Raw genomic sequence first — 26,256 nt, forward strand, 5'->3', positions numbered from 1 at the left:
GGCCGGACACCATGAGGCAGCCGTCGCCCGCATCCTGGGACATGGAGACCGACGTGCTGGTGGTGGGGTTCGGCGCCGCTGGCGCCGTCGCCGCCATCGAGGCCGCCGATCGCGGGGCGCGCACCGTTCTGATCGAGAAGATGGCGTTTTCCGGCGGGCTCTCCGTCGTCTCCGCCGGCGGCATCCGCGTGAGCGCCGACCGCGCGGCGGCGCTCGCTTATCTCGAAGCCACCTGCGGCGGCCGCACCCCGCAGGACATGCTGGAGGCGCTCGCCGCCGGCATGGTGGAGGTGGAAGGCTATATGCGCGGGCTCGCCCGACTCAGCGGCGCGAAGGTGCGCGTCACGCCGGCGCTCGGCAATTATCCGCTGCCGGGATACGAGGCGCTCGGCTATTGCGAGGTCGAGGCGGTGCCGGCGCTGGAGGACGGCACCTGCTTTCCCCAGGCGGGGCCGGTAAAGAACGGCACGCGCCTCTTCAAGGTGCTCGCGGACAATGTGGCCGCCCGCCCGGTCGAGGTGCTGATGTCCACGCCGGCGCGCCGCCTCCTCACCGACGGCGACGGCGCGGTGATCGGCCTCCTCGCCGAGCGTGACGGCCGGCCGTTCGCCATCCGCGCCCATGGCGGCGTCATCCTCGCCTGCGGCGGGTTCGAGGCCGATGCGGAGATGCAGCGGCAATACTTCCAGAAGGGCGCCGTGCTCACCGGCTCGTTCCGCGGCAATACCGGCGACGGCATCCGCATGGCCCAGGCGGTGGGCGCCGACCTCTGGCACATGTGGCACTATCACGGCCCCTACGGCCTCATGCATCCGGACCCGGACTATCCGTTCGGCCTCTATCTCAAGGCGGTGCCCATGTGGACGCCGGCGCCCAGCGGGGCGGGCGCGCTCGGCGCCGCCACCCTCGGCACCGATCCCGCGCCCGGCAAGGCCTCCGAGAAGGTCCTGCCGCGCCTGGCCTGGATCCTCGTCGACCAGGCCGGCCGGCGCTTCATGGACGAGTATCCGCCCTATCCCGGCGATACCGGCGTGCGCCCGTTCGACGCCTTCGACCCGAAGCGGCAGGGCTTTCCGCGCGATCCTGCCTTCCTGATCTTCGACGAGGCCGGACGGCGCATGTATCCGCTGGGACGCTCGGTCCATAACGACCCGCACCCGCACCTCGCCTGGAGCACGGACAATGGGCGCGAGATCGAGGACGGCATCTTCCAGCGCGCCGAGAGCCTCGACGCGCTCGCGGCGCTGATGGGCGTGCCCGCAGCCGAGCTGCGCGCCACGGTGGAGGCCTGGAACGCCGCCGTCGCCGCCGGCCGCGACGCGGCCTTCGGCCGCCTGCCGGAGACCATGGCGCCGATTGGCGAGCCGCCGTTCTATTTCGGGCGGGTGCGGCCGGTGGTCATCAACACCCAGGGCGGTCCGCGCCACGACGTGCGCCAGCGCGTGCTGGACCCGTTCGGCGCGCCGATCCCGGGCCTCTATGCGGCCGGCGAACTCGGCAGCCTGTTCGGCCACATCTATATGAGCGGCGGCAACCTCGCCGAATGCGTCGTCGGCGGGCGCATTGCCGGCCGGCAGGCGGCGGAGGCGCGCTCGCGCGCGCTCCAGCCTCAGACGTAGCAGGGGCCTTCGATGAGGGGGTGCGCGGCGAGGAACGCCTCGTCCACCTCGATGCCGAGGCCCGGCCCCTCGCGGCAGGTCACGGTGCCTTCCGGCGTGAGCGCGTAGGGCAGGCCGCACACCTCGTCGCGGAACGGGTTGTGGTGCGCCACGTCGCCCTCGAAATAGCCGGGATTGTCCACCGCGCACATCAGATGGAGCGTTGCCACCATGTTGATGCCGGTGGCCGAGGTGTGCGGGTTCACCGACAGCTTCCAGGCCGAGGCGAGGATGGCGATGCGGTGGCACTCGGTGATGCCGCCGGCCTTGGAGAGGTCTGGCTGCACGAAGGTCACGGCGCCGTCCGCGATCAGCCGGGTGAATTCGTAGCGGGTATAGTGGTTCTCGCCCGCCGCCAGCGGCACGCGGCCGAGCTTCGCGAGGTCCTGGTAGCTGCGATAGTCCTGCGGCGGGAACGGCTCCTCGAACCAGCCGACATTGGCCGCCTCGTAGGCCGGCATCACCCGGCGCGCATGGTCCGGGGTGCAGCCGGTGTTGCCGTCCACCAGGATGTCCACGTCCGGCCCCACGGCGGCGCGCACCGCCTCCACGCGGGCGATGTCGCGCGCGGGCGCATCGCCGCCGCGCAGCTTCAGCGCGCGATAGCCCTGGGCGACGTAGGACGCCGCCTCCTCGGCCAGCGCCTTGGGGTCCTGCCAGCCGAGCGAGATGCCGCCCGCATAGGCCTTGATCGGCTTCGGCGCGCCGCCGAGCAGACGGTGGATCGGCTGCCCCATGACCTTGCCGCGGATGTCCCACAGCGCGATGTCGAGCCCGCTGAGCGCCAGGGCCGCGGCGGCGCCCATGCCGTGGCTCGCCAGCTGCATGCGGTAGACCTTCTGCCACACGCCCACCACGTCGAGCGCGTCCATGCCGAGCACCAGCTCCGACAGGGTCGTGTCGATCAGCTTCGCCACGGCGCCGGGGCAGCGGCCGTGATGCGCCTCGCCCCAGCCGACCACGCCGTCGCTGGTCTCGACCCGCACCAGCACGGAATCGCGCTTCACCGCGCGGCCGATGCCGAGGGTGACGTTCTTGCCCTCGGGCACGCGGAAGGAGATGGGGACGGCCTTGATGGAGGCGATGCGCATGGGGCTTCTCGGTCTTGAGGCGCCCGCTCAGGCGGCGGGCTTGCGGAAAGCGGGATTGACGAGGTTCTTCGGTTCCTCGCCCTTGAGCATGCGCAGCACCTCCTCGGCCGCGCCGATGCTCATGGCGCGCATGGAGGTGGCGGTGATGCCGGCGCCATGGGGCGTCATGATGAGGTTCGGCAGCGCGAAGAGCGGGCTGTCGGGCGGCACCGGGTGGACGTCGTAGACGTCGGTGGCGGCGCCGGCGATGCGGTCGGACTTCAGCGCCTCGATCAGCGCGGCGGTGTCGACGATCGGGCCGCGCGCCGGGTTCACCAGCACCGCGTCCGGCTTCATGCGGGCGATGAGGCCGGCGCTGACGAGGCCGGTGGTCTCCGGCGTCAGCGGGCAGGCGATGACGATGGCGTCGGACTGCGCGAACAGGTCTTCGAGGCTGACCGGCGTGACGCCGGCAGGCGCCTTGCCGGAGCGAGAGGCGCCGAGCACGCGCATGCCGAAGCCGGCGGTGGCGATGGCGGCGACCCGCTGGCCGATGGCGCCGAGGCCGACGATGCCGAGCGTGGTGGCGCCGATCTCCTGCGTTCCGTCCGCGAGGCTCCGCGCCGGGTTCCAGCCGTCCGCCCTGAGACGGGCGTCCATGCGCGCCAGCGGGCGGCGCAGCGCGAACAAGGCGGCGAAGACGTATTCCGCGACGGTCTGGGTGTTGCTGCCGGGCAGGTTCGCGACCGGGATGCCGAGGGCGGTTGCCTCGGCGACGGGGATGAAGTCCAGCCCCACGCCGTGCCGCACCACGCCCTTCACGCGGGATGCGCCCTCGAACACGCCGGAGGGCAGCTTGGCGCGGACGATCACGGCATCCGCCGCGCGCACGCCGGCGCGCAGTGTGTCGTCGGACGTGTCCGGCCCCACCACGATCTCGGCATGAGGCGCGAGCAATGCCGCGCCGTCCGGGTGGATCGCATTGGTGGAGAACACCACCGGGCGCGTGTCACTGGCCATAGGGGGCTCCCTGGGCGATCGGGTTGGGGAGGGTGCCGAGGCCCTCGACGGTGGCGCGCACCACCGAGCCCGGCCGGAGCCAGGCCGGCGGGGTGCGCATGCCGGCGACGCCGGCCGGCGTTCCAGTGGCGATCACGTCGCCCGGCGCCAGCGCATGGTCCTGCGACAGGCGCGCGACGAGGTCGGCCACGTCGAACACGAGGTTGGAAGACACGCCTTCCTGCAGCCGCACGCCGTCCACCTCCAGGCTCAGAGCGAGGCGGTGGGGGTCGCCGATCTCGTCGGCGGTGGCGAGGAACGGGCCGAGCGGGCCGAAGGTGGGCAGGTTCTTGCCGCGCGTGAAGCCGCCGTCGCGCTTGATCATCTCGCTGGCGCTGATGTCATTGAACACCGCATAGGCGCACACATGCGCCAGCGCGTCCGCGCGGCTCACCTTGTGCGCGGGACGGCCGATGACCGCGGCGATCTCCACCTCGTAGGTGCAGCCGCCGATGTCCGGCGGCAGAAGGATCGGCGCGCCGGGGCCGACCACGGTGGAGGGCTGCTTCATGAACAGCACCGGCGCCGCCGGCGGCGCCATGCCGCGCTCCTCCAGCGCGTCGCGATAGTTGAAGGCCAGGGCGAAGATGCGCGCGGGCACGAAGGGGGCGAGCAGCGCCACCTCGGCGAGCGGCAGCAGGGCCGCGGGCGCAAGGCCGTGCCGGGCGATGTCGGCGGCGGCCGCGGCGAGGCCCGCGCCCACGAGCGCGGAGACGTCGGCCGGGCAGCCCTTGAGGGCGTCGGCCATGGCGGGATGGGCGAGGTCGCAGACCTCATCGTCCGCGCCCGCGCCGTCGCCCTTCAGCACGCCGGCGCGCGGCGTGCCGTCCTTCAGGAAGGTGACGAAGCGCATGTCTCAGGCCACCCGGTAGCGGTCGATGACCGAGCGGTCGATCTCGATGCCGAGGCCGGGGCCGGTGGGGATCTTCACCCGGCCGCGCTCCTGCACGATGGGCTCCTTGGCGAGATGGTCGCGGAACGGGTTCTCGCACTGCTCGAACTCCAGCAGCGGCTCGAACGGGAACAGGCTCGGCGGCTGGTCGGCGAGCGAGCCGAGGAAGTGCAGGGTAGCGGCGATGCCCACCGCCGAGCCCCAGGCGTGGGGCACGCACTCGACGCCGTGGGTGGAGGCGAGCGTCGCGATCTTCTTGCATTCGGAGAGGCCGCCCGCCGCGCACACGTCCGGCTGCACGATGTCCATGGCCTTGCGCACGATGGCGTCGCGGAAGCCCCAGCGGGTGAACTCGTTCTCGCCGCCGGCCACCGCCATGTCGAGGGCGCGGGCGACCTCCACATAGCCGTCGATGTCCTCGGGCGAGATCGGCTCCTCGAACCACTCGATGTCCAGCTCCTCGAGCTTGCGGCCGAGGCGGATGGCGACCGGCACCGAGAAGGCGTGGTTGGCGTCCACCATCAGGCGGATGTCGGGGCCGACCGCATCGCGCACCGCCTTCACGCGCTCATAGTCCTTGTTGATGTTGCCGAGGCCGATCTTCATCTTGATGGCCTTGAAGCCTTCCTCGACATAGCCCGTGGCCTCCTCCACCGCCTCTTCCACGAGGCGGTCGAAGTCGATGAAATAGAGGCCGGTGGCGTAGCAGTCGACCTCGGTGCGGAAGGCGCCGCCGAGCAGCTTGTGCACCGGCTTGCCGCAGCTCTTGCCGACGATGTCCCAGAGCGCGATGTCGATGCCGCTGATGGCGGCGATGGACATGCCCTTGTTCCCGTAGTCCTTGATGCGGTTGTAGAGGTCTTCCCAGATCACCTCCACGTCGAACGGGTCGCGGCCGATGATGCGGGGGCCGAACTGGGTCTCGATGAAGGCCTTGGCCACGGCCGAGGGGCCGTAGCACTCGCCCCAGCCGACGATGCCGTCGGCGGTCTCGATCTCCACGAGGCAGGTGCCGCGCGTCTTGTAGAGCCAGCCCCGCGAGGAGGTGAAGGGCTTCTCCACGGGGGAGGACATCACATGGGCCTTGACGGACTTGATGACGCTCACGACGCGCTCTTTCTGAATAGTTGGAAGGAGGGCGCGGGCAACCCGCACCTTGGTTTCGTCGTGCCCCGGCTTGTCCGGGGCATTGCCTGCACCGCCTGCGCGATGCTTCGGATCGATCCAGCCCGGCCCGACCGTGGATCCCCCGGACAAGCCGGGGGATGACGGCGCCGAGGGGGCGCTCCGATCAGTCCTTGCCCTTGAACACCTGGGTCGCGACGGCGTTCAGCGACTTCTGGACGTCGTTCACTTCCTTGTCGAGCGCGTCGCCGGTCAGGTCGTCCACGAGCACGCCGTTCTCGGCCGCGAAGGCCTTGAAGCGCGGGTCCTGGATCGACTTGCGGAACGCGTCGACCAGGGTCTTGCGCACCGCCGGGGGCATGTTCGCAGGGCCCACCACATAGGCCATCTGCACCACCGGGCCGTAGGGGAACACGTCGAAGCCCTTCTCCTTCATGGTCGGCACGTCGGGGAAGACGTCGAGGCGCTCGTTGGCGAACACCGCGATCGGCCGCACCTGGCCGGCCTTGATCTGGCTGATGCTCTCCGAGGGCTTCAGCACGCCCGCGTCAACCTGGCCGCCGGCGAGATCGACGATCACCTTGGCGCCGCCGGGATAGGGCACGTTGACATAGTCCACGCCCGCCGCCTTGGCGGTCATGGTCGCGAAGATGTGGTTGATGTTGTAGCTGCCCGGCGTGCCGATGGTGACCTTGCCCGGGTTGGCCTTCATCTTCGCCACGAAGGCGTCGATGTCCTTGGGCCCGTCGGTGTGCACCAGCAGCATCAGGGGATCGCTGGAGATGCGGGCGATGCCGGAAAACTGCTCGTTGCGCAGCGGCGTCTTGCCCTGGGCGATCATGGACAGCGTGGACGAGGTGCCCATGCCCAGCGTGTAGCCGTCCGGCGCGGCGCTGGCGACGCGGCCCATGCCGATGGTGCCGGTGCCGCCGGGCACGTTGTCGACGATGATGTTGATGCCGTTCTCGGCGAGAATCGGAGCCAGCTTGCGGGCCGCGATGTCATTGGAGCCGCCCGCGTTCCACGGCACGATCAGGCGCACCTCGCGGGTGGGAAACTTGTCCTGGGCCGCCGCGGGCGCGGCCGTGAGAATCATGGCAGCCGCAGCGGCCGACGCGACGCGAAGGAACATGGCGCTTCTCCCCTTTGTGTTATTTGTTATAACAAACGACAAGTGGTGGACTTGTCAACGGGGTTCTGGAATGGTCCGGTGATGGGATGGAGGCGCTTGTGAATCTAGCCGACCAGAACCTCTCCCGGATCGCCCGCGAGCCGCTGTGGGACCGCGCCCATTCCCAGCTGCGCGAGGCGCTGCTGGCGGGGCGCTTCGAGCCCGGCAGCGCGCTGGTCTTGCGCCAGCTGGCGGAGACCTTCGGCACCTCCATCACCCCGGTGCGCGATGCGGTCTCGCGGCTCGTGGCGCAGGGGGTGCTGGATCAGGGCCCGCGCAATTCCGCCCTCGTGCCGGACCTGAAGTCCAGCGCGCTCACCGATCTCATGGTGGTGCGCACGGAGCTTGAGGGGCGGGCCACCCGCGAGGCCGCCATGAAGGCGTGCGCCGCCGACGTGGACGCGCTGGAGGTGCTGCTGGCGGACATGCGTCGCATGATCGAGAAGCGCCGGCTCGACACCTATCTCGACATCCACCGGCGCTTCCATTTCGGCATCTACGCTTTGGCCGGCATCCCCATCCTGCTGGAGATGATCGAGAATCTGTGGCTGCGCTGCGGGCCGATCCTGTCCTTCGTGGTGCCGCAATACGTGGTGTCGCTGAAGGGCACGGACCACCACCAGGCCGCGCTCGACGCCATCCGCCTCAGGGACGGCACCCGCGCCGAAGCCGAGATCGTGGCGGACATCGAGGAGGCCGGCGCCTATCTGCTCGGTCTCGCCGATGGCACCGGCCGCATCCGGCGTCCGCACGAGGCGCCAGCGGGCGCCCGCTAGAGCGCGCGCCGACCAGCTTGCGCCGCAAGCTGATCGGACAACGCGTCTCTGCCACCAATTTAGAGGGCGATCCCGATTTAGAGGGCGCGTCAGAGCGCCGGTTCGACCACCACCGGGTGGTGCGCGCTCTCGTCCACCCGCAGGCTGAACAGGTCCGGCCGCGCATAGTGGCCGACCGGGTCGAAGTCGAGCCGGGCGCCGAGCAGGTCGTCGAGGTCGATCTCCGCGGTGAGGATGCCTTCCTCGTCGAGCAGCGGGCCGGCGAGAATGTCGCCGAGCGGGCCGACGATCACCGAGCGGCCGTGCATCATCCACTCGCCCGGCTGGGCGTCGATGCGGCTCGCATAATCCTCGGGGAAGTCCGAGCGGCGCATCACCTGGCAGGCGCTGATGACGAAGCAGCGGCCTTCCATGGCCACGTGGCGCATGGTGGGGATCCAGCTCTCGCGGTCGTCGGCGGTGGGCGCGGCCCAGATTTCGACGCCCTTGGCATAATAGGCTGCCCGCATCAGCGGCATGTAGTGCTCCCAGCAGATCGCGCCGCCGAGCTTGCCGAAGGGGGTATCCACCACGCTCAGCGTCGAGCCGTCGCCGAAGCCCCACACCAGGCGCTCGGCCCCGGTGGGCATGACCTTGCGATGCTTGCCGAGCAGGCCCTCCGGGCCGAGATAGAGCGCCGTGCAATAGAGCGTGCCGCCGTCGCGCTCCATCACGCCCACCACCGCATGCATGTCGTGGGCGGCGCAGGCGGCGACCAGCTGGTCGACCTCCGGCCCGGGCACCGGGATGGAGCCGCGCACGTAGCGGGCGAAGTCGGCCCGGCCCTCGGGCGTGCGGCGGCCGACGCAGCAGCCGAAGTCGAGCCCCTTGGGATAGCCGCCGATGAACGCCTCGGGGAACACCGCGAGCTTGGCGCCGGTGGCGGCCGCTTCGGCGATGAGCGCCGCGGTGCGCGCGGTCGCGGCCGCGCCGTCGAAGGGAACCGTCGCGGCCTGGACTGCGGCCACCTTGATCTTGGACATCTCGCTCATTCCTTGCTGGGGATCGCCTTGCTGGGGATCGCGCGGCCGCCCTGCCAGTGCGGGCGGTCGAGGTCGAACAGGTCGCGGGTGCGGGTATAGGCCGAGGCGCCGTGCATGCGCCCGACGAGGTCGAGGGCGGCGGCATCGACGCGCGGCCGGTCGGGATCGCCGGTCAGAACGTGGCGCGCATAATGTGCGTGCAGAACCTCGCCCACCGCCAGGAGCTGGCCGGGGCCGGTCTCCAGCAGATGGGTCAGGCGGCATTCGAAGCCGACCGGCGAGGCGGCGATGCGCGGCGGCCGGACGGCGAGGCTCGGCACGGTCTCAAGCCCGGCGAGCGCGGTCTCGTCCACCTCCGGCGGCGCGTCGACGCAGGTCTGATTCATCGCCTCCGCGAGCGCGAACGGCACGAGGTTCACCACGAACTCGCCGGTGGCGCGGATGTTGGCCGCGGTGTCCTTCGGCCGGCCGGGCCGCGCCAGGATGCCGAGCGCGACCACCGGGCGGTCGCCGCCGAACACGTTGAAGAAGGAATAGGGGGCGGCGTTCACCACGCCGTCCGCATCCGCCGTCACCACCCAGGCGATGGGGCGCGGCATGACGGTGGAGGCGAGCAGCCGGTACCGCTCGTCCGCGGCCATGGCGCCGAAGTCGAAATGCCGGGTCGCGCTGACGCGCGCCGAAAGGGCCGCAGTGGAAAAGGCCGCAGTGTCGGTCATCTCAGTCCTGCTTCGCCCCGCCTCGGCTGGCGAGGCGGGGCGTCATGCCGATGGCGCTCGAACGCCCGAGGGGCGCGCCACCGGCGGCACGGGAAGGAAGGCGATGCGCTCAGGCGCGCAGGATCTTGACGCTCTTGACGTCGAAGCCGCCGGCGGCGATCTCCTTGTCGACCTCGGCGGCGATCGCCGTGTTGACGAACTTCGGCACGTCCGGCAGGCGCGGCAGCAGCTTCTGCTCGAAGCCCCACTTGCCCAGGGTCTCGATCTGGGCGATCTGCTCCGGCGAGAGCGCCACCTTGATGTCGGTGAACTTCTTGGCGCTCCAGGCGGGATCGTAGCTGGAGGCCTTCTGCAGCACCGCCTCGGGGATGTTCTTGGCGGGCTCCAGCGAGCGGAACCAGCCGTTGACCATGTCATTGTTCTGCGAGGCGAAGTACAGCGCCTGGGCGTTCGCCATCAGCAGCCGCTTCAGCGCGTCGGGCTTCTGCTGGAGGAAGCGGTTGTTGGCCGCGAGCGCGATCACCGGGCTGAGATTCTCGGAGATCACCACGGCATGCCCGGTGCTCTCGAAATAGCTCACGAACGGATCGTAGGTGAAGAAGGCGTCGATGCGCTGGGAGCCGACCGCATCGGCCAGCTCGGCGGGGCCGACATTCACGAACGTCATGTCCTTGCCCGGCACCAGCCCGGCCTTGAGCACCGCGTCCTGCGCGTTCTGGAAGGCGGTGATGCCGAAGGTGCCGAACACCTGCTTGCCCTTGAGGTCGGCAAGCTTGGTGATGCCGGACTTCTTGGTCGCCAGCACCGCGGAGCGGAACCGCGCCTGGGAGGAAACGGTGGTCACGGGCGCGCCGATGGCCATGGTGGTCACGGCGGCGAAGTCGGAGAGCGTGCCCACGTCGCCCGCGCCGGACACCAGCGCCTCGGTGATGGCAGGCGATGCGGCGAGCTGGATCATCTCCATCTTGAGGCCGTTGCGGGCCGGGATGTCCGTGCGCATCAGGACATGGGCGATCTGGGCCGACACGGTGGTCGTGTTGAACCAGCACATGCGGACGAGGTCGGCATCCTGCGCCCGCAGGACCGAGGGGGCTGCCAGCGGGAGGGAGGCGGCAAGGCCAGCGGCGAGCTGGCCGAAGCGGCGGCGCGAGATTCCTGAGGTCACGGATTATTCCCCTTTCTGCCATTCCGGCTTGAGCGTCTCCCACAGGTCGTTGACCGTGGAGACGAACCATGGATCGGAGCGCATCTCGGCCGTCCGGGGCCTGGGAAGCGGCACGAGAACCTCCTCGCGCACCCGGCCGGGCCGCGGACTCATCACCACCACGCGATCGGCGAGGAACACCGCCTCGTCGATGCCGTGGGTGACGAAAATCACGGTCTTGCCGGCGTCCGACGAGATGCGGGCGATCTCCTCCTGGAGCAGCACCCGGGTCTGCGCGTCGAGCGCGCCGAACGGCTCGTCCATGAGCAGGATGTCGGGATCGGGCGCGAGCGCGCGGGCGATGGCGGCGCGCTGCTTCATGCCGCCGGACATCTCGTGCGGATACTTGTCCTCGAACCCGGTGAGATGGACGGTGGCGATCAGGGCGCGGGCGATCTCCGCCCGCTCGGCCTTGGGCATGCCCTTGGCCTTGAGCCCGAACTCCACGTTGTGCTGCACCGTCATCCAGCCGAACAGCGCATAGTCCTGGAACACCACGGTGCGCGAGGGGCCGGGCCTGGTGATCGGCCGGCCGTCCTGGAGGATCTGGCCGCTGCTCGCCGCCTGGAAGCCGGCGACGATGCCGAGCAGCGTGGACTTGCCGCAGCCCGAGGGACCGAGCAGCGAGATGAACTCGCCGCGGCGGATCTTCAGCGTCACGCCGTCGAGGGCGATGACGGCGTTGTCCTGGCCCTTGGTGCCGTAGACCTTGCCGACGTTGCGGATGTCGATCTGGATGTCCGCCGGATCGGCTGTCATGGCGTGGCCCTGGTACGGCTGGGAGACGAGTGCGGAAGTCGCGGCCATGGCGGGGCTCCTCAATTGCGCTCGGAGGGCGCCCAGGCGTTCACCTTGCGCTCGACCCGCTCAAGGATCGCGGACATGGCGAAGCCGACCAGGCCGATGGTGACCATGCCGGCCACCACGTTGTTGATCTGGAACAGCATGCGCGACTGCTGGATCAGGTAGCCGAGGCCGGTCTGGGCGGCGATCAGCTCGGCCGTCACCACGCACATCCAGCCCACGCCCAGCGCGATGCGCAGACCCGGCAGGATGATCGGCAGCGAGGCGGGGATCAGCACGTCCCAGAACAGCTGCCAGGGCTTGGCGCCGAGGCACAGGGCCGCGTTCATCTGGTTGCGGTCGAGGCTGCGCACCGCGGTGTAGGTGGCGACGAAGGCGGGGAAGAACGCGCCGAGGAAGACCAGGAAGTAGGACGCCGCGTCGCCCAGGCCGAACCACAGGATGGTGATCGGGATCCAGGCCAGAGGCGGGATCGGCCGCAGCGCCTCGACCACCGGGCGCACATAGTCGGAGATGGTGCGCCACCAGCCGCAGACGAGGCCGAGCGCCAGCCCGGCGATGCAGGCGAGGACGAAGCCGACCGCCACCCGCTGAAGGCTGGCGCCGAGATGGATCCAGAGCGAGCCGTCCACCGCCAGATCCCACAATGCCCGCGCCACCGCCACCGGCGAGGGCAAAAGGAAGTCGTCGATGACGCCGACGCTCGACAGCACCTGCCACAGGCCGAAGAAGGCGGTGAGCCCCAGAGCGGCGCGCACCGACCGGTTGGCGAGGATGCGCGTCAGGGGACGGGGGGAGGCGGACTGGCGCAGGGCGGGCGCGGCCATCAAGGCGCCCGCGTCGGCTTTCGCTTCCATGGGGGCTTTCTCCTTCACGCTGCTGGCCGGAGGGGCGCTTGAGCAGTTGGGCATACGTGAACGATATTTATGTCGGCTATTTCCGTCAATCATAGTTCGGCGGCAGATTGGCGAATGATCGCGCATTTGCGTCTTATTTTTCGGTCAAATGCGCCGTCTGGCGCCCAAAATTTGTGCGGAGCACCAAAATTATGTCGGGTAAAACCGACATTGGACGCCGCTCGCGAGATCGGCGATGTTCCACCCATCGGCAAGGGGCGACGCGTGACGGACGACATCGAAGAGAAGCTGGCGCGGATCGGCATCACCGGCACCCTCTACAAGCTCTATCTGACTGCGGTCGGGCTCGGTGCCGCCTCCATCACCGATGTTGCCGCGCAGGCCGGCCTCGCCCGCACCACGGCGCACGATGCCCTCGCCAAGCTGGAGGAGGAGGGGCTGGTCCGGTTCGTGGACAATGGCAAGCGCCGCTTCGTGGTGGCGCAGGACCCCGGCGTCTTGCTGGAGCGCATCGAGGCGCGCCGGCAGATGATCGAGGACGTGATGCCGGTGCTGCGCTCGATGTATCACCACGAGACCGGCAAGCCGAACGTGCGCTTCCACCCCGGCCCCGAGGGCATCCGCACCACCTTGTGGGACACGCTCTCCGGCGGCGCGACGGTGCTGCGCGCGACGCTTTCGATGAAGGAGCTGATGGCGGAGCCGGGCCTTGAGGAGATGGAGCGCTATCTCACCGAGCGCGCGCGCCGGGGCACCTGGCTGCACGTGATCCGCTCTGAGGAGCGCGACATCGCGCCGATCTGGCCATCGAGCCGCGAGCAGCGGCGCGAGCTGCGCTATGCGCCTCCGGCCTATACGCTGGCGATGACCTGCTTCGTCTACGGCAACAAGGTGGCGCTCATCTCGTCCGCGCGGGAGAGCTACGGCATGATCATCGACAGCGCGGAATTCGCCGCCTTCCAGGCCTCCATGTTCGATGCCATGTGGAGCCTGAGCACGCCTGCGCCCGCTCAGCCCTGAGCCTCGCCCGCCCGCACGAGGCGAAACGCAGGGGGCAGGGTAAACGCGGCGCACGCCACGCACCGGGCGCGGGCGCGCCAGGATTTCGGATGCGGGAGGGCTGCCGGCCCTGGGGGGCGCCCCAGGGCCGGCAGGCAGCGTCACGTCCGAGATCGCGCGGCGCGATCACGCGAGGTCCAGGCCCTTTCCTCCGGCGGCGGACCCTCGGCATTGGGCCGGCCCGCGGGCTGGTCGGCGCCGCGCTTGCCGATCCCGACCATGGCCGCCTCTTCGGTAGGGTAGGGCCCGGCGACAGGCGTGCCCTCCGCCGACACCGCCCACCAACCGGCCATGACGCCGAGGCGGTGGGCTTCGTCGTCGCCGACGAGCTTCGGTTCCAGCCACATGAGCGGCTCCTTCCTTCCGGTGCCTTCAGCCGGTTGGCAGCGCTCAGGCGGCCTTGCGGTTCGTCTCGGCGCCCGCGAGCCGGGTCAGGAGCGCATCGGTCTCCTTCTCCTCCTTCAGCGTCGCGTCGAGCAGCGTCACCGCCTCGGTCATGCCGAGCTGGCCGGCCCAGGTCTTCAGCGTGCCGTAGCGGGCGATCTCATAGTGCTCCACCGCCTGCGCCGACGCCACGAGGCCGGCGTCCAGCGCCTCGCTGCCGCCGAACTCGTCCATGATCTCCTTGCCCTCGTCGATGATGCCGACGATCGCCGGGCAGTGCTTGCCGCGGGCCGCCTTGCCGAGCAGCTCGAACACCTGCTCCAGGCGCTCCACCTGGCCTTCGGTCTGCTCCTGGTGCTTGAGGAAGGCGTTCTTCAGCTCCTCGGACTGGGCGTTCTTCGCCATCTTCGGCAGCGCCCGCAGGATCTGCTTCTCGGCGTAATAGACGTCCTTGAGCGTGTCGCTGAAGAGGTCGTGCAAGGTCTTCTGCTGTGCCATGTCTTGGGTCCTCCGAAGGGGATGTGCTGCGAGCATGCAGTGCTCCCGCCATGAACACGTGCTGGTGAAGAGTGTTCCCCGTGTCGCCGGTCTTGAGGACTGTTTCGATTGAAGCATCTTGAGCGTGACCACGGATACCGCGAAGACGTTGCGCGTTGTTCGCCAATTATTCGCCAAGTAAACGTCAGCGCGGCCGCAGGAGTGCGGCTTTCGGGGGAACTGCCCTGCGCAGGGGCTGTTGGTAGGTCGACCACGGACGTTGACCACAAGGAGATGCCCATGTCCGATGCCGAGAGAACCCGCCACGCCATCGATGCCGGCGCCACCGGCGACAAGGTGCGCGGCCCCGATCTTGCCGCAGCCCCGCTTGGGACCGACGACGAGGCGAGCGGGCACCGCCCGCAGTCCGCATCGCCGCCGCCATACCCGGGCGACCGGATCACGGACGGAGACAGCGACATGGCGCTGTATGAACCGCGCAGCGAGGAGGACAACCGCGCCCCTGCCGACGCGCCGCCAAGCTGGCGCACCTGGGCCTTCGTCGGGCTGGGCCTGCTGGTGCTGGGCGTCGCCGCGGCGAGCCTGTCGAGCTGAGGCTCAGCCGCGCCGGCCGCGATCCTCGCCGATGAGCGTCGCGACCTCGCTGAACGAGGCCGCCCGCGTCTCGTCGAGGCGGGTGGCGGCGAGCAGGAAGCGGATCGGGAAGCGCACGCCTTCGGCCTGGGCCGGGCTGATGTTGCGCTGGGCGGCGTCGCGCGCGGCCGCCGCGTCGGCCTCCTTGAGCGCGGCCTCGATCTCCTGCTGGGTGAGAAGGCCCTTGCGGCGCATCGCCTCCAGCAGGCGCGATGCGGCCAGAAGCAGTCCCTCGATCTGGAGATTTGCAGTGTTCATGGCCTGTCCTCCTGGTCAGCGCCGAGCCAGCGCCTGGGCCGAGCTGACGCTTGTTGTTCAGTCTTCAAGGGCCAACGTCAAGAAAACGGGCGTCGTTCCGAAATTATTTTGCAGTGCATGCAACCGCGGGCCGCGGCCCGCGTTCAGTGGTGCGGAAGACTTCCTGTCCTTCAGCGCCCTGTCCCGACGGCATGACTGCCGGCGGAGGAGACCCCCATGCGCATTGCCCAGATCGCCCCCCTCATCGAAAGCGTTCCGCCGCGCCGCTATGGCGGAACCGAGCGCATCGTCTCCTACCTCACCGAGGAACTGGTGCGCGCCGGCCACGAGGTCACGCTGTTCGCCAGCGGCGATTCCCTCACCGCCGCCGAGCTTGCGCCCATGTGCGAGATGGGCCTGCGCCTCTCGCCGGCCGACGCCGACCCCGTGGTCCACCACCTCATCATGCTGGAGGAGGTGCGGCGCCGCGCCGACGAGTTCGACGTGCTGCACCTGCATGTGGACCTGCTGCAATTCTCGGTGCTGCGCGAACACCGCCAGCGCTGCCTGACGACGCTGCACGGCCGCCTCGATCTGCCGGTGGCGCACCGCCTTTATGCCACCTACGACGACTTTCCCCTGGTCTCCATCTCCGATCACCAGCGCCTGCCCATGCCGCCCGTGAACTGGGCCGGCACGGTGCTGCACGGGCTGCCGACCGACCTCCTGCCGTTCAGCCCTAAGAGCGATGGCTATCTCGCCTTCCTCGGCCGCATTTCGCCGGAGAAGCGGCCGGACCGCGCCATCGAGATGGCGGTCAGAGCAGGCCGCCCGCTGAAGATCGCCGCCAAAGTGGATGCCGCGGACAAGCCCTATTGGGAGAGCGTGATCCGGCCGATGGTGGAGGCGAACCCGAACGTCGAGTTCATCGGCGAGATCGACGAGCGCCAGAAGGCCGACTTCCTCGGCCGCGCCGATGCGCTGCTGTTCCCCATCGACTGGCCGGAGCCGTTCGGCCTGGTGATGATCGAGGCCATGGCGTGCGGCACGCCGGTCATCGCCTTCCCGTGCGGCTCGGTGCCGGAAGTGCTCCAGGATGGGCTGACCGGCTATTTCGTCACCTCGGTGGAGGAGGGCGCGGCGCGCATCGGCGACATCGGCCGCCTTGATCGTGCCGTGATCCGGCGCATCTTCGAGAGGCGCTTCTCGGCCGAGCGCATGGCGCGCGACTATGTCGCCATCTACCAACGGCTCGTCGGTGCGGCGCCGGTCCGGATGCGTCGGCCCGAGCGAGGCCTGTTCAAGGCCGCGAACGGGAGCCGCAATGCCCCACTCTGACGCCGCCGTCTCTCTTCCGGCTCCCGAGCCGGAAGAGCCCGCTTACGTCATCGCCGCCTCCCCCTCGCAGATCGAGAGCACGCCGCGCACGCTCAAGCACGACGACACGTTCGCCGTGTTCGACGCGCACGGCGACGCGGTGCCGGGGCATGCGAGCAACCACGGCCTGTTCCACCGCGACACGCGCCATCTCTCGCTGTTCTTCCTGACCATCGACGGCGCGCGGCCGCTGCTGCTCAGCTCCACCGTGCGCGACGACAATGCGACGCTCGCCTGCGATCTCACCAATCCGGACCTGCCGGGGCGGGGGGAGGGAGGCGCGCTGCTGCACGACCTCATCCACATCCGCCGTGCCCGCTTCCTGTTCCGCTCGGCGTGCCGCGAGTGCCTCAGCGTGCGCAATTTCGACGTGGCGCCGCGCACGGTCGAGATCGGCCTCGATTTCGCGGCCGACTTCGCCGATCTGTTCGAGGTGCGCGGCGCGACACGGGCCCGGCGCGGCACCCGCGCCGACCCGCAGGTGGAGGCCGGACGCGTGCGGCTCGCCTATCGTGGCCTCGACGACAAGGTGCGCGAGACGACGATCAGCTTCGAGCCGGCGCCGTCCCAGCTTTCGGCCGACCGGGCGCTCTACCGCATCCGCCTCGCGCCGGGCGAGACTTTCGCCATCTATGTGGAAGTGTGCTGCGAGCCGGGCACCGGGCGCCCCAGCGCCCATCGCGGCTTCCGCGAGGGGCTCATCAACGCCCGGCGCGAGCTGCGCGCGCGGATGGCGCGCCGCGCGTCCGTGACCTCGTCCAACAACCACTTCAACGAGGGCATGCGGCGCGCGTCGAGCGACCTCAACATGCTCATCACCGAGACGCCCGAGGGGCCCTATCCCTATGCGGGCGTGCCGTGGTTCAGCACGGTGTTCGGGCGCGATGCGCTGATCACCGGCTTCGAGACGCTGTGGATGGACCCCGCCATCGCAAAGGGCGTGCTTTCGCACCTCGCCGCCAACCAGGCCCAGGACTTCGACGGCGAGGCCGACGCCGAGCCTGGAAAGATCCTCCACGAGGTCCGCTTCGGCGAAATGGCGGAGGTGGGGGAGGTGCCGTTCCGGCGCTACTACGGCAGCGTCGATTCCACGCCCCTGTTCGTGATGCTGGCGGGGGCCTATTTCGAGCGCACCGGCGACCTTGCCACCGCCCGCACGCTGTGGCCGGCGGTGACGGCGGCGCTGCAGTGGATCGCCGACCACGGCGACCGCGACGGCGACGGCTTCGTCGAATACGGCCGCCGGCGCGCCGACGGCCTCGTGAACCAGGGCTGGAAGGACAGCTTCGACAGCATTTTCCATGCGGACGGCACGCTGGCCCGCGGCCCCATCGCGCTGGTGGAGGTGCAGGGCTATGCCTATGCCGCCTGGCGCGCCGGGGCGCTGCTCGCCCGCGCGCTGGGCGAGGGCCACCTGAGCGCCGCCTGGCATGCCCGCGCCGAGCGCCTGCGCGCCGCGTTCGACGCGGCCTTCTTCGACGACGAACTCGGCACCTACGTGCTCGCGCTCGACGGCGAGAAGCGGCCCTGCCGGGTGCGTGCCTCCAATGCGGGTCATGCGCTGTTCTCCGGCATCGCCATGCCGCACCGCGCGCCGGCGGTGGCGCAGGCGCTGATGTCGGGCGCCTTCTTCTCCGGCTGGGGCGTGCGCACGCTCGCGGTGGGCGAGGCGCGCTTCAATCCCATGAGCTACCACAACGGCTCGGTGTGGCCGCACGACACGGCGGTGATCGCCTTGGGTCTCGCCCAATACGGCTTCCGCGCCGAGGCGGCGCGGCTGTTCGAGGGGCTGTTCCGGGCCTCGGTCTATTTTGACCTCAGGCGCATTCCGGAGCTGTTCTGCGGCTTCGCGCGCCAGCGCAGCCAGGGGCCGGTGGCCTATCCCGTCGCCTGCACGCCGCAGGCCTGGGCGGCGGCCGCCCCGCTCGCCATGCTCCAGGCGGCGCTGGGCCTCGGCTTCGACATCTCGGAGGGCACGGTGGTGTTCGACCGGCCGGTGCTGCCGTCCTTCCTCGACACGCTCGATCTGCGCGACATCACGCTCGGCGACGGCGCGCTCGACATCCGTGTGGACCGGGGCGCAGGCGGCAGCACGTCGCTGTCCGTGCTCGCCCGGCGCGGCGACGTGGGGCTGAAGGTGGAACTCTGACGCGCCGCGACGGCGCGCCCGGCGGTCTCAGTCCGGCATGTCGGGCAGGTCGCCTTTGTCCTTCGCCCGGCTTGCCCCCGCGTCCGACGCCGCGCGCGCCGCGTCGGCGAGGAGCGCGTATTCGAGCCGCATGCGCTCCAGCGTCTCCTCGTCCAGGTCTTCCAGGTCGAGCAGGATCTGGCGCGGGCCCTCCAGGCGCGCGATCAGTTCGTCGAGCTTGATCTGCAGGGCCATGGTGTCGCGGTTCTGGGCGTTCTGGATCACGAACACCATCAGGAAGGTGACGATGGTGGTCGAGGTGTTGATGACGAGCTGCCAGGTGTCGTTGAAGCCGAAGAGCGGCCCCGACAGGCCCCACACGAGAATGACCGCGACGGCGCCGACGAAGGTGGCCGGCTTGCCCGCATAATGGGCGATGGCCTGGGCGAAGCGCGTGAACAGCCCGCGCTTCGCCCGCCCTTCCTCGACACGCTGCCGAAGCTCGGCGAGGGAATTGTGCCCGTGAGCGGCCATGGTCGGCTCCCTGATCCAAGATGGCGAAGGAAACCCGGGCCGGGGCCTTCGGTTCCCCCGCGCGGCGCGGCAGGGAATGGCGCGGCCGTGCGGCACCCGTGTGTCATGTGGTCTGGGTAGTAGTCCCGCTGCGAACGGGACGCTATGGTTGCATGACATGTGGTGTGAGGGGTCGGGAATGGGCAAGATTGGGCGGGTGCTGATCGTTGCCGCGATGCTGGCGACGGTCGCCGGATGCGGGGCGCTCTCGAACTCCAGGGTTTCCGTGAACTCGCGCTCCCCCCATATGGGGCCTGTCCCGCAGCCGGGAACCGACATCGGCGTGCCGCGGTAAAGCCCATCTGGCCGCGGCCCCACGCACGCGTGGCTAGTTGGGCCCGCCCAGGCCGCTCTTTCCGCGAGCAGGCGGCGCGCCGCGCTCTTGATCCCCCAAGGCGAGCAGGCCCGAGAGCGCGCGATCATCTGCGAGCGCCGCAGCCTTCTCTCTCGGGGACAGCAGCCGCAGCGCCTCGTCGCGCGTTGCGGCATCTTCGATCTTGGCCCGTGCGATGAGCCGCTCGGGACGGACGTCTCCAGCCAGGCGTCGCCCGCGGGCAGGAAGCGCGCCGCGGTGGAACGCGAGCAGATCGGCATCGGCAGCAAGGCGCGCCGCCGCCTCGATCGGCATCTCCGCTGCCGCCCCCGCGGCGCGCAGATCCATCGCGTGGCGCAGAACCGGCGGCGGCGTCTGCCCCTCCGGCGTGGCGAGAAACCAGCTCCGGCCGCGCGGCTTGCTGGTCCATACCGCGAGCGGCACGGCGGCGACCAGGCCCAGGATGACCGGGGACATCCAGGCCATCAGCGGCAGCGAGATGGCGGCCGTGGCCGCAGCAAAGGCGATCCCGAGCAGGGTATGGGGCAGGAACTGGCGCAAGGCGGCCCGCCAGCCGATGCTGCCGTCGTCGCGCTGCTGCGGATGCCATCCGCCGTCCCGCCCCATGAGGACGCCGACCACCGCAAAGGATTGCGAGACCATGGTCACCGGCGCCATGAGGCCGGACAGAAAGATCTCGCCGGTCATGCCGAGGAAGGCCCGCCCCGCGCCGCCGAAACCCTGGCGCACCGCGCGGTCGCGCAGGATCAGGGCGAAGGCGATGACCTTCGGCAGCAGCAGCACGGCCATGGTGCCGCCGAACACCCACGCCGCCCGCACCGGGTCCTGCGCCGGCCAGACCGGGAACAAGGCGGAGCCGGAGGGGAAATAGTTCGGCGGCACGAAGCGGGCCTGAAGCGCGGAGAGGAGCCCGGCCAGCAGCATGATGAGCCACAGCGGCGCCGACACATAGGAGCCGATGCCGGTGAGCAGATGGACCCGGCTCGCCCAGCTCAGCCCCCGCGCCGGCAGCACCGCCGCGTGCTGCAGATTGCCCTGGCACCAGCGCCGGTCGCGCACCGCAAGATCGGTCAGGGAGGGCGGACCCTCCTCGTAGCTGCCGGCAAGCTCCGGCACCATGTGCACGCCCCAGCCCGCGCGCACCAGCAGCGCCGCCTCCACGAAGTCATGGCTGAGGATGTGCCCGCCGAACGGCTTGCGCCCCTTCAGGTGCGGCAGGCCTGCCGCGCCGGCGAAGGCGCGGGTGCGGATGATGGCGTTGTGGCCCCAATAATTGCTCTGCGGCCCGTGCCACCAGGCGAGACCCGCGGCGATGAGCGGCCCGTAGAGACGCCCGGCGAACTGCTGGAGGCGGGCGAACAGGGTGCGCCCGCCGACGATCACCGGCAGCGTCTGGATCAGGCCCACCGAAGGATTGCGCTCCAGCGCCGCCGCCATGCGGACCATGCAGTCTCCGCTCATGACGCTGTCGGCGTCGAGGATCAGCATGGCCTCGTAGGCCGCGCCGAAGCGCGTGACCCACTCGGCGACGTTGCCCGCCTTGCGATCCGTGTTCTGCGCGCGGTGGCGGTAGTGGAAGCGCCCGCCGGTTCGTTCGCGCAAGGCGAGGAAGGCGGCTTCCTCCGCCACCCAGATGTCCGGGTCCGTGCTGTCGCTCAGGATGAACACGTCGAACAGGTCGCCGCGCCCGGTCGCCTCCAGCGAGCGCCAGGTGGCCTCGAGCCCGGCGAGCACCCGGTCGGGGTCCTCATTGTAGCAGGGCATGAGAACGGCGGTGCGGATGCTCAGCGCCGGCAGGGGCGCGCCGGGATCGATGCCGAGCGGCGGCCGGCCGGACAGGAGGCTGACGGCGCCGCCCAGCGCATTGGTGAAGGCAAGGCCGATCCAGGCGAACAGCACCACGAACAGCACCAGAATGGCGTATTCGATCTCGGTGAGCCCGCCCACGTCGAGCACCTTGTGCATCTCGAAGGCGGCCATCGCCGTGAGCTCTGCCGCGCCGCCGAACACGAAGGCGCGGCGCAAGGCGAGCGGCACCCCCAGCGGGGCGGAAGCTACGGCCCGCTCGGGCCGCCGGCCGAGGTCCTGAACCGGCATGGCGAGCGGGGCCTCCGGCGGCACGCCGGCCCGTGGCGCCGCCGTCGCGGGGCGGGCCTGCGCTACGGCGTCCATCGGTAGAGCCAGGTTTCGCTGAGCGGCGTGTCGCCCTTCAGGAGGCGCGCCCTGAGTTCGGACAGGCCCGCCCCCTTCGGCTCGAAGGCGAAGGACAGGCGCACGCCGGACATCTCGGGATTGGGCTGGACAACCACGTCGCGGACCTCTCCGGCGCTCGCGGACACGTCTGCCCGCACCCCGTCCAGCGCCAGCCCTGGCATGGGCCCGTCCACCAGGTCGACGACGAACAGCCGCCGCTCGCCGGTGCCGCCCGCGCGCGTTCCGGCGACGCGGCCGAGGCCGGGCGGCGTCGGCATGTCCCAGACCCAGTGCAGGCGGTAGGTGTAGGTGTATTCGCTGCCCTTGCGCAGGATGTCCTTGGGGCGCCAGAAGGCGACGATGTTGTCGTGGACTTCCTCCGGTGTCGGGATTTCCACCAGATGCACGGCGCCTTCGCCCCAGTCGCCGATGGGCTCCACCCACACGCTCGGACGCTTCTCGTAGCGCGCTTCCAGGTCCTGGTAGTCGAAGAACGAGCGCTGGCGCTGCATCAGGCCGAAGCCGCGCATGTTGGAGCCGGAGAACACGCTGATCTGGAGCCGGACGGGATTGGCGAGCGGGCGCCAGAGGTATTCGCCCGCGCCGCCGATGACCGCAAGACCCTCGGCGTCGCGCACGGCGGGGCGGAAATCGTCGAAGCCGATGTGATCGGCCGGCCCGAACAGGAACATGCTGGTGAGCGGCGCGATACCCGCCTCCGCAAGATCGGTGCGGGGATAGAGCGCCATCTCCACGCTCATCACGGTGGCGTCGCCCGGCCGGATGGTGAAGCGGTGGGCGGCGGTGGCGCTCGGGCTGTCGAGCAATGCGTGCACCACGATGGAGGGCACATGGGCGCGCGGCTGCTCCACATAGAACGCCCTGAACACCGGGAATTCCTCGCCGGAGGGTGCCGCGGTCTTCACCGCGAGGCCGCGGGCCGAGGTGCCGTAGCCCTGGCCTTTCCCGACCGCGCGAAAATAGCTCGCGCCCTGGAACACCGCGATTTCGTCGAGATAGTCCGGCCGGTTGAGGAGGCCATGCAGCCGAAACCCGGAAAACCCGAAATCTGGCCCGGCCGCCGGCGCCTTGAGACCGTGCTCGAACCGGAACAGGCCCGGATCATAGTCGATGCGCCGGGCGCGGCCATCGGCCACCACGAAGACGTCCACCTGGTCGCGAAACAGGAAGCCCCGATGCAGCAGCTGCATCTCGAACGGCAGCTGCTGGCCGCGCCAGACGGCGCGGTCCATGTTGAAGCGGATGTTCCGGTAGTCGTCATAGCTCAGCTTGTCCAATTCCGCCGGCAGCGACCGGTTGCCCTGCTTGAAGGGCTGCGCAGCGAGCTGGCGCGCCATGTTGCGCACCGTATCGGCATTGAACCGCTCGCCGTCCTTGGCCAGCGCGGGACGCGCGGCCACCGCGTCGAGGACCGGGAGCAGCGCGGCCCCCAGCACGAATGACCTGCGGTCGAGCAACGCTTCCCCTCCGCCCAGGATGATCGGACATGCCTCTGGGGCATTCGGACAGGAAGCTTCCAGGACGCGTCCGGGTTCCCAACCGCGGGCGCGACATTGGGTCCGGGTCGCAGGGGCGCGGGCGAAGTCGCGCGATCGGACAGCGTTCGTGCCGCCAGATCCTTCGGCTGCCGACGCCCCGGGGCGAACGTGCGCTGCGGATCATGGCCGCGTGGCGCACCGTCGCGCTGGTGCTCGGTCCATGGCCCGTTCGGGATCCGCCGGGACTGCGCCGGCCGCCGTCAAATGCCGGCGGGGTGCCATAGCGGATGGCGGGCCGTCATCCCGAAGCTTCCACCGTGGTCACCTTGAACCCCGCCAGCGTCGACGGGCCGAAGGAGGTGACAAGCGCCACGTCGGTGGCATCGCGTCCCCTCGCCATCAGGATGCGGCCGATGCGCGGCGTGTTGTGGCGGGCGTCGAACGTGTACCAGCGCCCGCCCAGATAGGCCTCGAACCAGGCGCTGAAATCCATCGGCGCCGGATCGGCCGGAACGCCGATGTCGCCGAGATAGCCGGTGCAGTAGCGGGCGGGGATGTTCATGCAGCGGCAGAGGGTGATGGCGAGGTGGGCGAAGTCGCGGCACACGCCCTGCCGCTCCGTGTAGGCGTCGAACGCGGTCTTCAACGGGCTCGCATGGGCATAGTCGAAGGCGATGTGGCCATGAACGAAATCGCATATCGCCTGGACGAGCGGCCAGCCCTTCGGGGTCTTGCCGAACATCGACCAGGCGATGGCGGTCAGCCGGTCGGTCTCGCAATAGCGGCTGCCCAAAAGGAAGAGCAGCGTGTCCACAGGCAGGTCGCCCAGCGCGAGCTGAGCCGCGTCGGGCGCCACCGGGTCGGGCAACCCGCTGTCGCGGATCACGAAATCCGTGCGCATGGTCAGCTTGCCCGGCGGCGCCTGGATGACGTGGCAGAAATTGCCGAAGCTGTCGTGATACGTGTTGGCCGCAACCGGCGGATCGAACACGGCGCGGTCGGGTTGCATGAGGTCATTGATGCGCGAGGGATGAACGCTCAAGGTGAGGATCATGGGCGTCGGCTGGGGGCAGGAATAGGCAATTTCATAGCCGGAGCGAATGAGCATAAGGACCTCGGAGCAGTGCGGGCGTGGCCCGCGGATCGGCTATGGTGCCTCGAACGCGAAGCCGGACCGCGCGTGCGGCCGGCGCCGGAAGGACCCCGTGAAGTGAGCGGAACTTTCTCTGTACTGGCGGCTGACGACGCGCCGCCTTTCTCGGTACACAATGCCGACGGTCGTTTCCCGTTCCTCATCGTTGCCGATCATGCGGGGAACGCCGTGCCCGGCGCGCTGGATGGCCTCGGCCTGGGGCGCGCCGACCGCGAGCGCCACATCGCGTGGGACATCGGCATCGCCGGGGTCTGCCGATCCCTGTCAGACCTGCTCGGTGCCACGCTCATACAACAGAACTATTCCCGCCTGGTGATCGATTGCAACCGGCCCCCCGGCACGCCGCAGTCCATTCCGGAGGAGAGCGACGGCACCCGCGTGCCCGGCAATCAAGGGCTGGAGCCATCCGCGCGGCGCGCGCGCGAGGCCCAGATATTCGACCCCTACCACGCCCGCATCGCGGCCGAGATCGATCGCCGCATGAACGCCGGTCGGCCCGCCGTCCTGATCGCGATGCACAGCTTCACGCCGGTGTGGGACGGCGCGCAGCGCCCCTGGCATGCGGGCGTCCTTCACCGCGGCGATAGCCGGCTCGCCAACGCGCTGCTGGGCCTGCTCCGCCAGGACGGTGCCCTCACGGTGGGCGACAACGCACCTTACGATATCGGTGACGCGACGGACTGGACCATCCCCGTGCATGGCGAGAGTCGCGGCATTCTCCATGTGGGTATCGAGATTCGCCAGGATCTGATCCAGCACGAGGAGGGTCAGGCCATGTGGGCCGCCCGTTTCGGCGCTTTGCTTCCGCTCGCCCTCTCGGAATGCGGAGCCGCGGCCACGGGCTGATGGTGCCAACGCGCCGGCGGAGGGTGCGCGGGGAGCCTGGTCGCTAATCCTGGATCGTATCGGCGAAGGCCCGGGCGAACCGAACAGCCAAGGCGCGCGTGTCCGCCTCCAACTGCTCTTTGCTCTTGGGCGCGGCCGCGCTGTTGCGAACAGGGATCTCCAGCGTGACCGTTCCGCCACCGCAGTCCTGCTCGCGCCAGATCACGCGGGCGAGGAGGTGGTCCGCATCGCGCGATTGGAAAACGATGCTAAGGCCTTTGTTCATGACGAGCAGACGCCTGTCTCACCAGGAGCTCGGCGTGCAACGCGCCGTGGCCTCGCGGGGGCGGACGCTGGTGACAGCGCCTCAACCCTTCTTCTTGGGCGGGCCGATCGAGACGGGCGTGCCCTTCACGAAGGGCGCCGGCGCTTCAGGCGCTTTGACTTTCTTCGGCTTCTTGGTTTCGCGATTGCTGCGCATCTGTCCCTTGGCCATTTCCGTCTCCTCTGGGGCGCGTCGGTAGATCCTGCGAGAGCGACGAAAAACGCCCTGCGACCTCAAAGGCCGCAGGGCGCCCTGCAGGAGGATGGCGCATCTTGCACGGAGCTGCCGGTACATCCGCGGACAGCACATGGAAGGATGCGCCGGGCCGGCGGTCCCGAGAGGCTCGGGGTGCCGGCCGATCAGGTCAGCTCAGGTCCTTGAGCATGTCGGCCGACATCTTGCCGCTCTTGCGGTCGGGGACCAGCTCGAAGCCCACCTTCTGGCCTTCGCGCAACTGGCCGAGGCCAGAGCGCTCCACGGCGCTGATATGGACGAAGGCATCGCTGCCGCCCGCATCGGGGGCGATGAATCCAAAACCCTTCTGGGCGTTGAACCACTTCACGGTTCCCTCTGTCATGGGGAAACCCTTTCAATATTAATATTTAGCTCACCAGCCATAGGCCGGTCGTCGAAATCGCATTTTCGGGCGAGAATTTATGGATGGGCGCAGAAATAAAATCC

27 protein-coding genes are annotated in these 26,256 nt (G+C 69.7%); 7 read left to right on the top strand and 20 right to left on the bottom strand.

What is annotated here, in order from left to right; genetic code table 11:
- Positions 1-11: 11 nt before the first annotated feature.
- Positions 12-1,619, top strand: coding sequence for an FAD-dependent oxidoreductase (locus D9R14_RS03095; RefSeq protein WP_121622093.1), 1,608 nt, complete (start codon positions 12-14; stop codon positions 1,617-1,619).
- On the opposite strand, the gene D9R14_RS03100 is transcribed toward D9R14_RS03095, so the two are convergent.
- The 5 genes from D9R14_RS03100 to D9R14_RS03120 all read right to left on the bottom strand — a co-directional run bounded on the left by D9R14_RS03100 (position 1,610) and on the right by D9R14_RS03120 (position 6,936).
- Positions 1,610-2,749 carry a mandelate racemase/muconate lactonizing enzyme family protein gene (locus D9R14_RS03100; protein WP_121621853.1) on the bottom strand — a complete coding sequence of 380 codons (1,140 nt, stop codon included), beginning with the start codon at positions 2,747-2,749 and terminating at the stop codon, positions 1,610-1,612. The two genes, D9R14_RS03095 and D9R14_RS03100, sit on opposite strands and share 10 nt — an antisense overlap.
- Positions 2,750-2,776: 27 nt before the next feature.
- Entirely contained in the window at positions 2,777-3,748 is a 972-nt protein-coding gene (locus D9R14_RS03105) for a hydroxyacid dehydrogenase (protein ID WP_121621854.1), read from the bottom strand.
- Positions 3,738-4,640 carry a fumarylacetoacetate hydrolase family protein gene (locus D9R14_RS03110; RefSeq protein ID WP_121621855.1) on the bottom strand — a complete coding sequence of 301 codons (903 nt, stop codon included), beginning with the start codon at positions 4,638-4,640 and terminating at the stop codon, positions 3,738-3,740. Before D9R14_RS03110 ends, D9R14_RS03105 begins: the two co-directional genes overlap by 11 nt.
- A 3-nt stretch (positions 4,641-4,643) precedes the next feature.
- Positions 4,644-5,786: a mandelate racemase/muconate lactonizing enzyme family protein gene (locus D9R14_RS03115; RefSeq protein ID WP_121621856.1), complete on the bottom strand. Its 1,143-nt coding sequence runs from the start codon at positions 5,784-5,786 to the stop codon at positions 4,644-4,646.
- Between the two features lie 184 nt (positions 5,787-5,970).
- The gene (locus D9R14_RS03120; protein WP_121621857.1) at positions 5,971-6,936 is read right to left on the bottom strand and encodes a Bug family tripartite tricarboxylate transporter substrate binding protein; all 966 of its coding nucleotides are present in this window, start codon (positions 6,934-6,936) and stop codon (positions 5,971-5,973) included.
- Between the two features lie 98 nt (positions 6,937-7,034).
- On the opposite strand from D9R14_RS03120, the gene D9R14_RS03125 reads away from it, so the two are divergent.
- Entirely contained in the window at positions 7,035-7,751 is a 717-nt protein-coding gene (locus D9R14_RS03125) for a GntR family transcriptional regulator (RefSeq protein WP_170168469.1), read from the top strand.
- Positions 7,752-7,840: 89 nt separating this feature from the next.
- On the opposite strand, the gene D9R14_RS03130 is transcribed toward D9R14_RS03125, so the two are convergent.
- The 5 genes from D9R14_RS03130 to D9R14_RS03150 form a co-directional block, all read right to left on the bottom strand.
- Positions 7,841-8,773, bottom strand: a complete 933-nt coding sequence (locus D9R14_RS03130; RefSeq protein WP_121621859.1) for a carbon-nitrogen hydrolase family protein — start codon at positions 8,771-8,773, stop codon at positions 7,841-7,843.
- Positions 8,774-8,778: 5 nt separating this feature from the next.
- Entirely contained in the window at positions 8,779-9,492 is a 714-nt protein-coding gene (locus D9R14_RS03135; protein WP_121621860.1) for a flavin reductase family protein, read from the bottom strand.
- A gap of 109 nt (positions 9,493-9,601) precedes the next feature.
- Complete coding sequence (locus D9R14_RS03140) at positions 9,602-10,657, bottom strand: ABC transporter substrate-binding protein (protein WP_121621861.1); 1,056 nt, start codon at positions 10,655-10,657, stop codon at positions 9,602-9,604.
- Between the two features lie 3 nt (positions 10,658-10,660).
- Complete coding sequence (locus D9R14_RS03145) at positions 10,661-11,503, bottom strand: ABC transporter ATP-binding protein (protein ID WP_121621862.1); 843 nt, start codon at positions 11,501-11,503, stop codon at positions 10,661-10,663.
- 11 nt (positions 11,504-11,514) lie between these two features.
- A complete protein-coding gene (locus D9R14_RS03150; RefSeq protein WP_121621863.1) occupies positions 11,515-12,357 on the bottom strand; it encodes an ABC transporter permease in 843 nt (280 codons plus the stop codon).
- A 264-nt stretch (positions 12,358-12,621) separates the two neighbouring features.
- Here D9R14_RS03150 and D9R14_RS03155 point away from each other — a divergent pair, with 264 nt between their 5' ends.
- Positions 12,622-13,377, top strand: coding sequence for a TrmB family transcriptional regulator (locus D9R14_RS03155; RefSeq protein WP_245420526.1), 756 nt, complete (start codon positions 12,622-12,624; stop codon positions 13,375-13,377).
- Between the two features lie 140 nt (positions 13,378-13,517).
- On the opposite strand, the gene D9R14_RS03160 is transcribed toward D9R14_RS03155, so the two are convergent.
- Complete coding sequence (locus D9R14_RS03160; protein ID WP_121621865.1) at positions 13,518-13,763, bottom strand: hypothetical protein; 246 nt, start codon at positions 13,761-13,763, stop codon at positions 13,518-13,520.
- 43 nt (positions 13,764-13,806) lie between these two features.
- Positions 13,807-14,298, bottom strand: coding sequence for a YciE/YciF ferroxidase family protein (locus D9R14_RS03165; protein WP_121621866.1), 492 nt, complete (start codon positions 14,296-14,298; stop codon positions 13,807-13,809).
- A gap of 279 nt (positions 14,299-14,577) precedes the next feature.
- Here D9R14_RS03165 and D9R14_RS03170 point away from each other — a divergent pair, with 279 nt between their 5' ends.
- On the top strand, positions 14,578-14,892 hold the full coding sequence (locus D9R14_RS03170) for a hypothetical protein (RefSeq protein ID WP_121621867.1): 315 nt from the start codon (positions 14,578-14,580) through the stop codon (positions 14,890-14,892).
- Between the two features lie 3 nt (positions 14,893-14,895).
- On the opposite strand, the gene D9R14_RS03175 is transcribed toward D9R14_RS03170, so the two are convergent.
- Positions 14,896-15,189, bottom strand: coding sequence for a hypothetical protein (locus D9R14_RS03175; RefSeq protein ID WP_121621868.1), 294 nt, complete (start codon positions 15,187-15,189; stop codon positions 14,896-14,898).
- 216 nt (positions 15,190-15,405) lie between these two features.
- On the opposite strand from D9R14_RS03175, the gene D9R14_RS03180 reads away from it, so the two are divergent.
- Positions 15,406-16,506 (top strand): glycosyltransferase family 4 protein, encoded by a 1,101-nt coding sequence (locus D9R14_RS03180; protein WP_121621869.1) that lies wholly within the window; start codon positions 15,406-15,408, stop codon positions 16,504-16,506.
- On the top strand, positions 16,493-18,694 hold the full coding sequence (locus D9R14_RS03185; protein WP_121621870.1) for an amylo-alpha-1,6-glucosidase: 2,202 nt from the start codon (positions 16,493-16,495) through the stop codon (positions 18,692-18,694). The genes D9R14_RS03180 and D9R14_RS03185 overlap by 14 nt, the downstream gene beginning before the upstream one ends.
- A 27-nt stretch (positions 18,695-18,721) precedes the next feature.
- Here D9R14_RS03185 and D9R14_RS03190 read toward each other — a convergent pair whose 3' ends face one another.
- From D9R14_RS03190 to D9R14_RS03205, 4 genes are all read right to left on the bottom strand, one after another.
- Complete coding sequence (locus D9R14_RS03190) at positions 18,722-19,207, bottom strand: low affinity iron permease family protein (protein WP_121621871.1); 486 nt, start codon at positions 19,205-19,207, stop codon at positions 18,722-18,724.
- Between the two features lie 367 nt (positions 19,208-19,574).
- Positions 19,575-21,752, bottom strand: coding sequence for a glucans biosynthesis glucosyltransferase MdoH (gene mdoH, locus D9R14_RS03195; protein WP_121621872.1), 2,178 nt, complete (start codon positions 21,750-21,752; stop codon positions 19,575-19,577).
- Entirely contained in the window at positions 21,740-23,251 is a 1,512-nt protein-coding gene (locus D9R14_RS03200) for an OpgD/OpgG family glucan biosynthesis protein (RefSeq protein WP_210313833.1), read from the bottom strand. Before D9R14_RS03200 ends, mdoH begins: the two co-directional genes overlap by 13 nt.
- A gap of 319 nt (positions 23,252-23,570) precedes the next feature.
- A complete protein-coding gene (locus tag D9R14_RS03205; RefSeq protein WP_121621873.1) occupies positions 23,571-24,380 on the bottom strand; it encodes a transglutaminase-like domain-containing protein in 810 nt (269 codons plus the stop codon).
- A 102-nt stretch (positions 24,381-24,482) separates the two neighbouring features.
- Here D9R14_RS03205 and D9R14_RS03210 point away from each other — a divergent pair, with 102 nt between their 5' ends.
- Complete coding sequence (locus tag D9R14_RS03210; protein WP_210210801.1) at positions 24,483-25,271, top strand: N-formylglutamate amidohydrolase; 789 nt, start codon at positions 24,483-24,485, stop codon at positions 25,269-25,271.
- A gap of 43 nt (positions 25,272-25,314) precedes the next feature.
- Here the strand turns inward: D9R14_RS03210 and D9R14_RS03215 are convergent, their stop codons facing one another.
- The 3 genes from D9R14_RS03215 to D9R14_RS03220 all read right to left on the bottom strand — a co-directional run bounded on the left by D9R14_RS03215 (position 25,315) and on the right by D9R14_RS03220 (position 26,152).
- Positions 25,315-25,536, bottom strand: a complete 222-nt coding sequence (locus D9R14_RS03215) for a hypothetical protein (protein ID WP_121621875.1) — start codon at positions 25,534-25,536, stop codon at positions 25,315-25,317.
- 81 nt (positions 25,537-25,617) lie between these two features.
- Positions 25,618-25,746: a hypothetical protein gene (locus D9R14_RS23465; RefSeq protein ID WP_281041993.1), complete on the bottom strand. Its 129-nt coding sequence runs from the start codon at positions 25,744-25,746 to the stop codon at positions 25,618-25,620.
- 193 nt (positions 25,747-25,939) lie between these two features.
- Positions 25,940-26,152 (bottom strand): cold-shock protein, encoded by a 213-nt coding sequence (locus tag D9R14_RS03220; protein ID WP_121621876.1) that lies wholly within the window; start codon positions 26,150-26,152, stop codon positions 25,940-25,942.
- Between the last annotated feature and the right edge of the window lie 104 nt (positions 26,153-26,256).

It is taken from the genome of Xanthobacter tagetidis (assembly GCF_003667445.1).
In the GTDB taxonomy this organism is placed as follows: Bacteria; Pseudomonadota; Alphaproteobacteria; order Rhizobiales; family Xanthobacteraceae; genus Xanthobacter; species Xanthobacter tagetidis.

Coding starts and splice junctions, on each gene's coding strand:
- D9R14_RS03095 (WP_121622093.1), top strand. CDS start 12: ATGAGGCAGCCGTCGCCCGCATCCTGGGACATGGAGACCGACGTGCTG.
- D9R14_RS03100 (WP_121621853.1), bottom strand. CDS start 2,749: ATGCGCATCGCCTCCATCAAGGCCGTCCCCATCTCCTTCCGCGTGCCC.
- D9R14_RS03105 (WP_121621854.1), bottom strand. CDS start 3,748: ATGGCCAGTGACACGCGCCCGGTGGTGTTCTCCACCAATGCGATCCAC.
- D9R14_RS03110 (WP_121621855.1), bottom strand. CDS start 4,640: ATGCGCTTCGTCACCTTCCTGAAGGACGGCACGCCGCGCGCCGGCGTG.
- D9R14_RS03120 (WP_121621857.1), bottom strand. CDS start 6,936: ATGTTCCTTCGCGTCGCGTCGGCCGCTGCGGCTGCCATGATTCTCACG.
- D9R14_RS03130 (WP_121621859.1), bottom strand. CDS start 8,773: ATGTCCAAGATCAAGGTGGCCGCAGTCCAGGCCGCGACGGTTCCCTTC.
- D9R14_RS03135 (WP_121621860.1), bottom strand. CDS start 9,492: ATGACCGACACTGCGGCCTTTTCCACTGCGGCCCTTTCGGCGCGCGTC.
- D9R14_RS03145 (WP_121621862.1), bottom strand. CDS start 11,503: ATGGCCGCGACTTCCGCACTCGTCTCCCAGCCGTACCAGGGCCACGCC.
- D9R14_RS03150 (WP_121621863.1), bottom strand. CDS start 12,357: ATGGAAGCGAAAGCCGACGCGGGCGCCTTGATGGCCGCGCCCGCCCTG.
- D9R14_RS03160 (WP_121621865.1), bottom strand. CDS start 13,763: ATGTGGCTGGAACCGAAGCTCGTCGGCGACGACGAAGCCCACCGCCTC.
- D9R14_RS03165 (WP_121621866.1), bottom strand. CDS start 14,298: ATGGCACAGCAGAAGACCTTGCACGACCTCTTCAGCGACACGCTCAAG.
- D9R14_RS03170 (WP_121621867.1), top strand. CDS start 14,578: ATGTCCGATGCCGAGAGAACCCGCCACGCCATCGATGCCGGCGCCACC.
- D9R14_RS03175 (WP_121621868.1), bottom strand. CDS start 15,189: ATGAACACTGCAAATCTCCAGATCGAGGGACTGCTTCTGGCCGCATCG.
- D9R14_RS03180 (WP_121621869.1), top strand. CDS start 15,406: ATGCGCATTGCCCAGATCGCCCCCCTCATCGAAAGCGTTCCGCCGCGC.
- D9R14_RS03185 (WP_121621870.1), top strand. CDS start 16,493: ATGCCCCACTCTGACGCCGCCGTCTCTCTTCCGGCTCCCGAGCCGGAA.
- D9R14_RS03190 (WP_121621871.1), bottom strand. CDS start 19,207: ATGGCCGCTCACGGGCACAATTCCCTCGCCGAGCTTCGGCAGCGTGTC.
- mdoH (WP_121621872.1), bottom strand. CDS start 21,752: ATGGACGCCGTAGCGCAGGCCCGCCCCGCGACGGCGGCGCCACGGGCC.
- D9R14_RS03205 (WP_121621873.1), bottom strand. CDS start 24,380: ATGCTCATTCGCTCCGGCTATGAAATTGCCTATTCCTGCCCCCAGCCG.
- D9R14_RS03215 (WP_121621875.1), bottom strand. CDS start 25,536: ATGAACAAAGGCCTTAGCATCGTTTTCCAATCGCGCGATGCGGACCAC.
- D9R14_RS23465 (WP_281041993.1), bottom strand. CDS start 25,746: ATGGCCAAGGGACAGATGCGCAGCAATCGCGAAACCAAGAAGCCGAAG.
- D9R14_RS03220 (WP_121621876.1), bottom strand. CDS start 26,152: ATGACAGAGGGAACCGTGAAGTGGTTCAACGCCCAGAAGGGTTTTGGA.